Annotated in this window: 3 protein-coding genes; 1 reads left to right on the top strand and 2 read right to left on the bottom strand. The window is 66.5% G+C overall.

The window, feature by feature from the left end:
* The first annotated feature begins 102 nt into the window (after positions 1 to 102).
* The gene (locus MNAB215_RS00035) at positions 103 to 1,278 is read left to right on the top strand and encodes a permease (RefSeq protein ID WP_077078285.1); all 1,176 of its coding nucleotides are present in this window, start codon (positions 103 to 105) and stop codon (positions 1,276 to 1,278) included.
* 19 nt (positions 1,279 to 1,297) lie between these two features.
* On the opposite strand, the gene MNAB215_RS00030 is transcribed toward MNAB215_RS00035, so the two are convergent.
* A complete protein-coding gene (locus MNAB215_RS00030; protein WP_077076928.1) occupies positions 1,298 to 8,833 on the bottom strand; it encodes a beta-ketoacyl synthase N-terminal-like domain-containing protein in 7,536 nt (2,511 codons plus the stop codon).
* 23 nt (positions 8,834 to 8,856) lie between these two features.
* Positions 8,857 to 11,423 (bottom strand): SDR family NAD(P)-dependent oxidoreductase (locus tag MNAB215_RS00025; RefSeq protein WP_131829061.1); only part of this gene is annotated, 2,567 nt, incomplete at its 5' end.

The following is an 11,423-nucleotide window of genomic DNA, read 5'->3' as shown; positions in this document are numbered from 1 at the left end:
AGGCCTGGGGTGGGCTCGCCCACGGCTTCGCGGGCGGAATCGTCGCGAATGCGTGATGATCGACTTCGAGCAGATGGAGGCAGGGCCACCGTGATCGGCAACATGCTGGCAGCGATCGAACATGCCCTGGCGCTGGCCGGGTCCATGACCTGGGAAATCCTTTGGGCGCTGATTCTGGGCTTCGCCCTGTCGGCGATCGTCCAGGCGGTGGTGCGACGCTCGACGGTCGTGGCCCTGCTCGGCGACGACCGACCGCGCACCCTGGCGGTGGCCGCCGGTCTCGGGGCGGCATCGTCGTCGTGTTCGTATGCCGCGGTCGCCTTGGCCCGGTCGTTGTTCCGCAAGGGGGCCAACTTCACCGCCGCCATGGCCTTCGAGATCGGCTCCACCAACCTCGTCGTCGAGTTGGGCATCATCTTGGCCCTGCTGATGGGCTGGCAGTTCACCGCCGCGGAGTTCGTCGGCGGCCCGCTGATGATCGTGGTGCTGGCCACGTTGTTCCGGTTGTTCGTGCGGTCCCGCCTGGTCGACGCCGCCCGCGAGCAGGCCGAGCAGGGCATCGCCGGTTCGATGGAAGGGCACGCCGCGATGGACATGTCCATCAAACGCGAGGGCTCGTTCTGGCAGCGACTGTTTTCCGGGGAGGGCTTCACGTCGGTTTCGCACGTGTTCGTGATGGAGTGGCTGGCCATCCTGCGCGACCTGGTGCTGGGGCTGTTGATCGCCGGTGCCATCGCGGCGTGGGTCCCCGAAACGTTCTGGCGAGGTTTCTTTTTGACTGACCACCCCGGCCTCTCGGCGCTGTGGGGGCCGATCGTCGGGCCCATCGTCGCGATCGTCTCCTTCGTCTGCTCCATCGGCAACGTGCCACTGGCGGCGGTGCTGTGGAACGGAGGCATCAGCTTTGGCGGCGTGATCGCATTCATCTACGCCGACCTGCTGATCCTGCCGATCCTGAATATCTACCGTAAGTACTACGGCACCCGGATGATGCTCACGCTGCTCGGGACCTTCTACGCCGCGATGGTCACCGCCGGGTACCTCATCGAATTGCTTTTTGGCGCAACGAATCTGGTTCCGACTCAGCGCAATGCCGCGGTCATGCAGGCGTCGATCTCGTGGAACTACACCACCTGGCTCAATATCGTCTTCCTCGTCATCGCGGCCTTGCTGGTCGTCCGGTTCGTCACGTCCGGAGGCATGCCGATGGTGCGCATGATGGGCGGCTCCCCTGAGTCGACGGACGGTCACCAGCATCGCGGTCATGATTGCGACTGACGACCGCTACGGCACTGGACTATGGACTGCCAGTAGCCGTGGTGGCGGCATCGAATGATCGAGCCGCCGCCCACTGGTCACCGCTGATCGCGTCCCGCCAGTTCACGCCGATCCCGTCCAGCGCGTCTTCGATGCACGCCCATATCGACTCCAGGGGGGACGCCCCGGGAGCTGCAGCGAAAATCCGTTGCTCGACGGCATCGTTCGGCTCATGCGCAGCGTCGCTGAATGGCGCCAGGGCGTTGATGGCGTCGATCACGCGCCGCCGACGCTGCGCGTACGGCCAGGCGGCCAGCTCCTCGGGCATGATCGGCCGGCCGAAGATATAGTCTTGCGCGGCATGCCGATACGGCACTTCGAGCTTGCGGTCCACCGGTTCTTCCGGCAAGCCTCCCGCGAAGTACAGCGGCACGATCGGCAGCGACACGTCGATCGCCATGTCCAGCAGCGTGGAGGTGAGCCTCTCGACACGCTGACCCGAGTGGAGGTATCGAGTTCCGTCGGCATGCACCAGCGTTGACCTGCCGCGGGTGGCGACGTCGCTCTTGATCTTGTCGACCAGGGTGAAGAACTGCTGCGGGTTTTGCTGATCGAAGTAGCGGATGTTGCCCAGGTCCCTTCCGGCCAAGGCGTCGAGCAGCCGCAAAAGCTGGCCGATCCATCGATTTGCATGCTTGGCATGGGCGATCGGCATGACCTGTGTGCCGGTCAGCCAGGACGCGATCGTCGTGCCCAGCAGCGACTCGACCTGCACCTGATGGTTGGCCAGCAGCAGTACCGGGCGCCCGTGAATTGCCGCCGTCGCCAGTGGATCCGCGACGATGACGTGTCTGACATAGCGCGACAGCAGCGCCCAGTGCAGCAGATCCCCGAAGCCGCCGGGCGCCATGCCCAACCGGTCGGTCCAGCAGCTGCGCACCGGCTGCCAGTCGGTCTGCAACGACGCGGTGGCCCGGCACACGCCCTTGTGGGGTCGCTCGACCTCGATCGAGAGTCGCTCCAGCGGCAGCGCCGTGACCTGACCGTCGACGATCTGCACCTGCGACGGGTGTATCGCATTGTCGGCCGCGTCCGCGACAGCCTCCTTGGTCGCGATGTCGACAAGCAGCGAATCCCCTTGGCTATCAGTGCGATACACGGCCTGCAGGGTGCCTTTGAACCAGTCCAGCGTTGCCGCCCGCGCCGAATCAAGCGTGACCACCCCGCGGCCGAGCCGATCGCTCAACGACATCTGAGGCACCGCCCGTCGCTCGCCCAAGAACGCGCGACGCTTGGGCCCGCCGACCTGGGCGAGGGGCCCCTTGGACAGCAGCATTTCGACGAGACGGATGTGCGCCCACGGCCTGCCCGCCGCGCTGAGCCATAGATCGATGATCGGCATCCGGGGATCGGCGTCGTCGAACCCGACAAATCGGGCTTCCACGTCCACCGTTGCCTCGACCGGGGTGTCGCTGTAGAACCGGGCCCAGGCCACGCGGCGCGGGAACGCGACCGCCGGGTCCGCGGCGTCGGCATAGGACTCGACAGCCGTACCGTCCGTGGTCCATACGCTCATCGCGGCGTGCGGAACGACGTGCAGCGCGCCGTCGAGAAGTCCCGGGTGCAGCCGGCTCACGGGAACCCCGCACCGGTCGACGGCGAGCGTCCCGGATGCGCCGTTGCGCCCGATCCGGGCACCGTCCATCAGGGTGGCGAACGCCGGCCCGTGAAACACCGAGCCGTCGTACGGAGTGGCGAAGGGCACGGCGTCTTTCAGCGGGGCGGGCGTTTCCGGTTCGCCCGGGTAGTGGTCCGCAGTGACGATGACGGCCTCCGCGTGCGTCTCCCAGCGCGACAGCACCGGATTGGGTGCGTCACGCCACGCCTCGACCCGGCCCGCGAAGCGTCCTGGCGCAACCGGCTCGACGGTCACCCGCAGCTGCTTCGGCGAATCGACGACGATCCACCGGGCTACCCGCAGATCGGTGACCTCGACGACGTTGGTGCCCGCGGCCTCGCCGGCCGCCTGGGCGAGCAGGTCCAGCACCGACATCATCGGCAGAGAGGGGATTACATACGTCGGGCAATGATCGTTGATCCAGCTGTCCCGGGCGGGATCGATCGTGGTCTCCACCGTCGTAGCCACGGGCGGAGCCGCCAGGGGCGCGGCCGGGACGGCCAGGGGCGTGGCCGGGACGGCCAAGGGCGTGGCCGACGAGCCGCTGCCCGCCAAGGATCCAGTGTCCTGCGCGTAGCACACAATGCGCATACCCAGGTTGCTCGCGCTGTAGATCCGCTTTCCGTCGACCCATAGGGACGCTTCGGCCACGGCCAGGATGCCGTCGTCGTCACGCGCCACGCGGGTGATCTCCACCTGCGCCGTGATCTGCTTGTTGGTCGGCACGATCTGGCCTCGGTACCGCCACGTGATCGAGTCATGCAGCGCCACCGGCTCAAACCGCGCCGATGGTCCCGCTTCCCTGCCCAGCCCTAGATCCAGCATTCCGAACTGCAGGAGTTGCAGCAGCATCTCGATGCCCAACGACCCTGGCTGCACCGGGTCTTGATAAAAGTGCGCCTTGAAGTACCACTCGGCGGGGTCGACATCCTTGACGGCGCGCCACCGGCCGAGCCCGGCCTCGCCGCCGGCGGGCCAACGGCCCGTCACCCGGTCGACCATCAACAACATCGGGTCGGCCAAACGCGCTCCCGGGCCGAAGAATTCGGCCGGGCGGGTGTTCAGGTCGACGGGCGGCCCGTCGGACGCGAGGTCCAGCGCGCGACGCTGCTCGTCGCTGACCGGGAGCCCCACCTGGTTCTGTAACGCCTCGCGGCGGAAGTAGCCGAACACCGTATCGAAGGTGTAGACGAGTCCGTCGTCGGCGTGGATCTCGCCGTCGAAGCTCACGATGATGGTTCCGGCCGCCTGCGCGATGCTCTTCAGCGAAACCTTGGTGCGCAACGTCCCGGTCGCCGGGGTGACCTCCCGGTGTTGGGTCCCCGTTCCGTCCAGGTTGCGGAAGTAGAGGTCCGCTTCAGAATTCAGTGGACAGCCGACGTAGGCGGCCAGCCAACCACAGGGCTGCAGCGCGACCTCCATCAGGACCGCGTTGGGCATCGTCGCCTCGGCGTTCGCGACGAAATACCAAGCGTCGCTGGGGACGTCGTACTCGACGACAACTTCCGCGCCGGACTTGACCACACCGGTCTGGCCGACCAGGTCGGTGACCCGCGACATGAAGTGATAGGGCGGACCGGGCAGCCGCGCCACCTTCCGATGCGAGTCGAACTTCTCGAACAGAGGACCAAACGCCATGGACGGTTTGGCAACGGCGCTGGCGAGCATCGCCTGATAGTCGAACCGGAATCCCGCGACCTCGGAGACCGGCTTGGGTTCGGAGTATCCCGCAAGCTCTTTCGCGCCCAGATCCATCGGCCAACCGGGTGACAGTTTCAACCCCATCCGGGGGCAGTGGAAGGCGGGCAGGCCGTCGACCGTGCAGAGCAGATCGGCGAAGAGCATGGGCTCGGGTCCGGCGACCACCTCGCGCACGAACACCTCGTAGACGAGCTCGCGCGATTGCGGCGTGACCTGCCCACGGCAGCGCAACTTGTACGTCTCGAACGGTACCGGTTCGAAGCGCCACCCGTCGCACTCCAGCGTCATGCCGAGCGCTGTCATGTAGATCGCCATGGTCTGCATGGTGCCCTCGAACATGAGCGTGCCGGGCATACACGGGTCGTTCTTGAAATGTCCTGCGAAATACCATTTTTCGGGACCGATGTGCTCGACGGCGCGCAGATAACCTCGTCCCCACGGACCGCCGGAGAAATCCAGGTGGGTGACTTCGTCAATGAACAGCATGTCGCCGCTGGAGATGGACGGCGTTCTGGTGTGGCTGGCGGCGCGCTCGAAACCGGGGCCGAACGTATGCCAAATCTCGCCGGCCGCCAACGCATCCAGATCGGCACGCTGCAACGAGGTGCGCGACGTCTGCGCCGGTGTCGATTCCATTGGGCCGCTGACCGTCTCGTCCTCGGGGCGCCACAGGATGCCGCCCGAGGCCGCCAGCTCCTCGTCGGAGAAGAACCCGGCCTGGCCGTTGCGCATCGACATGCGCTCGACGCCGTCGATCGTGCAGTCGTAGTGGAAGAAGAACATGCGGATATCGCCCTGACGGGCGTGTCCGTCCACGTGGATGTCGAACCGCAGCGTATCGCCGATTTCGGGCAGGCCGCCCAGGTAGGTCACCTCGCAGCCCAAGAGCCGATACACCCGGTCGCTCTTGTTGGCGAAGTCCGCACCCATCCAGGAGATGAGCATGAGATCGGCCTGGCCGCTCTCGATCATGATGCCGGCCGGCATCCGGCCCTGGTGAATCCACCAGGCGTCGGCCGTGACATCGGTTTCGGTCCACAGTGTTCCGGTGCCGTTCGTCGCCGGTTCCGCGTCGATACCCAACAGGCGATCCGCCAGCAGCAGGGGAGGTTCGGGCATCCGAACCTGGCGACGGTAGTCGTCTTGCACCGCGAATGCCGGACCGTAGATCTCGGAGATCCTGCCGGAAGAATGCACCCGCAGACCGTCCTTGTCGAGCGTCAGACCCACCGGCGCGCGCTTGGCCGTCGGCGCAGGCACCACCTTGTCGGCGGGACGGATCGGCTGGATCGCCCTGCACGCGCCTGCACCGGGCGCGCTGTCGGTAACGTTCCGGGACAACCCTTTCGGTTCAACGGCGGGCCGCGCTGGTTTTTCCGTCAGAAAGTCGTCAGCGCCATTTAGCCAGTCGTCCTGCGGTGCGATGACGGCGGAGCCGTGGTGGCCGTTTCCGCCGATGGTACTCACGCGGGTCATCTGCACGTCGAAATCAGAAGTGATCGAGAGCGGCTCGGGTGGCGTCTGCGCGGCCAGGACCGCGCCCAGCGGCTCGCGCGCCAATGCCTCTTCGGCTTTGGGCAGAGCCGGCGGAACCGGGAGATACGTTGCCATCAGCTGCTCCAGTCGAGGGGTGGTGGTCCGCAGCCCCGCTGCGCCGGAGAAGGCCGGCACGGGCAGCGGATTGCCGCTATTGGTCGCACCGGCGAGAGCCGGAGCTAATTCTGCAGAGGATGCCGATTGCTCGGCACGAATCGGTAGCCGCACTTCGGGCAGGTGAGCGGGGAACAGCAGTCGCGTGGACTTCCCCGTCGGGGATCGGGAGCCTTGGGGGAACCGGGCACTGAGCCCTTCGGCGCCTTGGTGGTTGGGGCCGGCAGGCACCAGCACGATTTCCTGTTCCTGGCCGGCCAGGGCGCGCAAGGCGATTACGGCCGATCGCTTTTCAGAGGTCCAGGGCGTGCCGTCCGGCCATACGCCGAGGAAGCCGTACAGCACTCCCGCGGCCACGTGCAGCAGTCCCGACGCGGCATGGGCGTGGCCGAGTTGCGGCGAGAGGTTCAATGCCCCGGGCGCGGTGCCCAAGTGAAGACACTCACCGTGTGGTTGTTGATCCGCCGGTAGGACGGCCAGAACCGTATCGCCCTCACGACGGGCGTCGCTCGCGCGTTTGAGCACGACCACGACGGCGGCATCGCCAGGTATCCGCTCGGCCGACCCGAGCAACGCGTGCGCCGCCGCTTCGTGTACCGATTCGCAATTGAGGTCCACCGCGCCCACAACCGCCGCGTCGATTTCGCCTCGCCGCAGTTCGCGTGCGGCCAGCTCCAAAGCCGTGGTGCCGGACAGTTCTTCCCTCGACACCGTGAAACTCGGCCCGCGCAGGTCGAATTGGCTGTTCAGGCGATTGGCCACGATGTTCGGCATGGCGCCGACGACACCCGCGGCGGTCCATCCCTGCACGACACCATCTCGCGCGGTCGCCAGCTGATCGGGGTCGTCGATCTCGTCGGCCAGCCGCCAGCGCACCCCGAATCGTGCCACCTCGGGATCGCATCCCATCCCGACAATGACACTGGTTCGGTCGGGCGGCAGTCCCTTGATCAACTCTTCGATATTGAGGGCAGCCCCCAACAGGGCGAGTTGCTGGGGCTGAGTCTGCTTGAGATCGCTTGGGGGAAAACGTGTTTGAGTGAGATCGAGGCAGACCTCGGCCATCCGTGCCCTGAGGTTGCCACTCCCCTCGCCGCTGGGGATCGGCTGGCATGCCTGTAGATGCTCTGCAACCGAAGCGGTTTCGTGTCCGTCGCCCACCAACAGGCTCAGTCCGACGATCGCGATGTCCTCGTCGGCCTGGGGTCTGGTCGCCGGCCACCTCGGACGGGTGTTGCCGTCGTCGGCCGGCTCGATCCATTCTTCGAGGAGCAGGTGCGCGTTGTTGCCACCGAAACCGAAGTTGTTGATCGCCGCGCGCCGCGGCCCCACGCATGTCCAGGGTTCCGGCTCGGTGAGCAGGCGGAATGGCGAGTCCGCGATGAACGGCAGCGGGTCGTCAACGTGCAGTGTGGGGGGGCGAACCCGCGCCCGCATCGCCGCGAGCACCTTGATCGCTCCCGCGGCACCGGAGGCCGTGATGGAGTGCCCCAGGTTGGATTTCAGTGATCCGATGGGCACGTTCGCCATGCCGCCGAAGATTTCGGTCATGCTCATCAGTTCGGTCAGGTCGCCGCGTGAGGTCCCGGTGGCGTGGCACTCGATGAGCGAGATATCTTGCGGTTCAAGCTCCGCCATCTCGTAAGCCAGCCGCATCGCGCGCTCTTGACCCTCCTGGGACGGCACGAGCAGACCACGTCCCCGGCCATCGTTGCTGAGGCCCACCCCCCGGATGACGCCCAAGATCGTGTTGCCTTCGGCGATGGCGTCTTCCAGCCTCCTGAGCACCAGGATGGCCGCGCCTTCGGCGGGGACCAATCCGTCCGCGCTGCGGTGGAAGGGTCGCGATCTGCCCGAAGCACTGAGTGCCTGTAGCGCACTGAAGCCCACGTGCAGCAGCAAGTTGCTTGCGCCATTGACGCCGCCCGCCAGCATCACATCCGCGGTGTGGTCGTGCAGCCGGTCACAGGCCAGCTTGATCGCATACAGCGACGAGGCGCAGGCAGCATCGAGGGCCGTCGCGCCTGCGGTCAAGCCCAGCCCATTTGCGATGAGATGCGCCGGAAGCCCGGACATGAAGCGATTACGCCAATCGATGCTGTGTTCGCTTCCGCGCCAAACCTTTTCAGCTAGATCCGTCATCGTCTTTGTCGGATAGCTGAGGTTACCCAGGACCACCCCGGCCGAGCCGGGGACTTCGCCGGCGCGCCAGCCCGCGCTGTGCACAGCTTGCCGGGCCGCCTCGATGCCCCAGAGGAAGAGCGGATCCAGCCCGTCGAGTTCGTCGGCGCCGAGCAGGAAACCACGGCGATCGAAAACGTCGTCGAAGCCGCTCACATACCCGCCGCGATCGGACCACGTGTGGTCGAAGTAGGGCGCGTTCTTCTGTTCGCGCAGCATCTGCGCCGTGGAGACGCCCCAATAATCCGGCCGCGGTGAGCCGAGCACATCACGCCCCTCGTGGACCGTTTTCCACAACTCGTCGGGGCTCAGACCACCGGGGAGGACACAGCCCTGACCGACGATCGCAATCGGCTCAAACGTCACGACGACTCCGCGGCATCGTTCGATCAGCTGCCGTAGGGGTACAACTCAAGCCGTTTGAAGCTGACAACCACGAGATCATCCGCGTCGACAAGGTCGAGGTCGCAGACGGCTCGGCTGTTCTTGGCGTCGCCATTCGAAAGTACGCACCGCAGCCCGCCGCCCAGCGCGCCGGCGCGATAACGGACAACCTCGCCCACCTTCAGCGGCAGCACGGTGCGACCGAGTCGGACGAAGCTCCAGACCAATGCCGCTTGGAGGCAGCCGTCGAGGGCAGCCGGATCCGTAGCCCAGCCGTCGCCAGGCCAGCCTGCCGTTGTCAGGCCGTACAGGGATGCCGTCGCGCCCGACTCCTGGCAGTCGACGCTGTCGAGGACCTGGAACGCGGGGCCATGGAACAGCGCGTCGGTGCTGTAGCAGGCGTCGCGGTCGAGCAGGCGACCGCCGAGCGCAGCTGTCGCCAGTGTCGGCGCGGCGGTTGGGCCCGAACGCATTTCGACGGTCGCGGAGTAGTAGGCGGCCGATCCCGAACCATCGGACAACGTGCATGTCAATCGATTCGGCGCCTCCTGGACCGGTGTGCAACGCACCAGCAATGGGTCACCCTGTTGGTCGAAGCCGGTCAACGTGACGCCACGAAGCACCTTGAGATCGAGAAGGCGCTCGACGTGTTGGCCGGGCCGGCATGCTTCGGCTATCCGCACGAACCACTCGCACGCTTGCACAACCGGCAGCACAACGTTGCCCTGAATCCGGTGATCAACCAGGTACGGCTGTAGTGACGCGTGGGCGACCACGCTTGCTGTCCGGCCCTCGGCGGGCATCGGATGTGTTGGCACGCCTGCTAATACACCGTCTCCGAGAGTCACCTCGGAACTCCCGGTCTCCCCGTCCAGGACGTCCGAGACGAAAGCTTGCGCGCCGTCCGCAATCGGGATCAACGAGATGCCTCGGGACTCGAACATCGCCTTGAGGCCGGGGGTGACCATGCCGGAATCCCATGGCCCCCAGCCCAATGCACGAACGAGGCAGGACGGGCCGCGGCGAGCTTGCTCGGCCAGGGCGACCTTGTTGAGTATCTCGTTGGCCATCGCGTAGTCGCTCTGACCGACGTTGCCGCTGCGCGCGGCCACCGAGGAGAACAGGCAGACGACCTTCAGCGCATCGTTGGCCGTGGCGTCCAGCAGCGCACACAGACCGCCGACCTTTGTCTCGAAGACACGGTCGAATCCATCCAGCGTCTTCTTGTGCAGGGGTGCGTCGGCCAGCACACCGGCACCGTGTACCAACCCGGTGATGGGCCCCAAATCGGCTCGCACGCCGTCGAGTAGCGCACCGAGTTGAGAGGCATCACGGACGTCGGCTGCCGCGTAGCGAACGTGCGAGCCGGCGTCGATCAGCGCGGTAAGGGTCGCACGTACCTCGCGATCTGCCAGGATGCGCTGCACCTGTTGTTCCAACTGCTTGGGAGTCGGCTTGACGCCTTGCGCCGCGGCACTGGTGAGCAGGGCCCGCTTGAGCTCGGCGTCGGTTGTCAGCCCGTGCGCCGCGGCCGGTTCCTCACTGAGTTCGGTGCGCCCGATCAACACGAAGCTGGCCCGCGTCGCCTCGGCCAGCGCAATGACCGAAGCGGCGGTGACGCCGCGGCCTCCGCCCGACACCACGATCACGTCGCGATGATCGATGCGCCGGGTGTGCTTTTTCACCGGGCTCGGGTCTGCGGCGACCGTGACCCGGCCGTGGGGGGTGCCCAGACCGACTTCGAGTTCGGCTCCGCCGGCCAGTATCTCGTGGGCGAGCTGTTCGGCGACGGTGGTCGGCGACTGCTGCCCGATTGCGATGTCGATCGCTTTGACGTGTGCGGCCGGCCATTCTTGCGCGGCGGTTTTGGCCAGGGCGCCGACTCCGCCGGCCCAGGCGCGGGGGCCGGGCTCGGTGAGCAGACCGAAGGTGCCGCCGGTGTCCTGCACGGTGACGAAGACACCGCCGCGTTCGGCGAATTTCGCCGCGATGCGTTGCGCGTCTGCGAAGACCGCCCGGTTGATAGCCAGCGTGTCGTGGCGGGTAGCTGTTTTCTGCAGAGCTGCGAGGTGGATCACCGCCTCGGCATCGACGCGGGGCGCGGGCACAACCGTGGCGTTAATGCCATACCTGCCAAGGGATTCGGCCAAGGCATCCGCGACGGCGTCCTGTGTTGCGACAATCTCGACGTTCGCGCCGCCGTGCAGGCCCGGCATCCCCATCCCGCTCGCCGGAGCAGAGACCGCGTGCACCGCGTAGCGGGCGGTCGCTGCTCCGGCTAACTCAAAAGGGAGGCGGTCACCTACCGGAGTGCCGTTGGCAGCGGCCGGCGGGGGTGGTGCTGGCATCGGCGGTGTGCCGTCGACGGCGGCCGGGGTGATCAGCGACTGCAGGTAATCGATGATCTCCTGCAACGTCGCCAACGCCGCCATCGTCGCCGTCTCTACCTCAGGCAACGCAGGAATCCGCTCCTGCACCGCAGACAAGATCTCAACCCGCTTAATCGAGTCAATCCCCAAATCCGCTTCCAACGCCATCGACAAATCAAGCATCTCCACGGGATAACCCGTCT

The organism is Mycobacterium numidiamassiliense (genome assembly GCF_900157365.1).
GTDB lineage: Bacteria > Actinomycetota > Actinomycetes > Mycobacteriales > Mycobacteriaceae > Mycobacterium > Mycobacterium numidiamassiliense.
This window is presented reverse-complemented; position numbering and strand designations above follow the sequence as displayed.

Excerpts from the sequence above, each read along its gene's own strand:
- MNAB215_RS00035 (WP_077078285.1), top strand. The coding sequence starts at position 103 with ATGCTGGCAGCGATCGAACATGCCCTGGCGCTGGCCGGGTCCATGACC.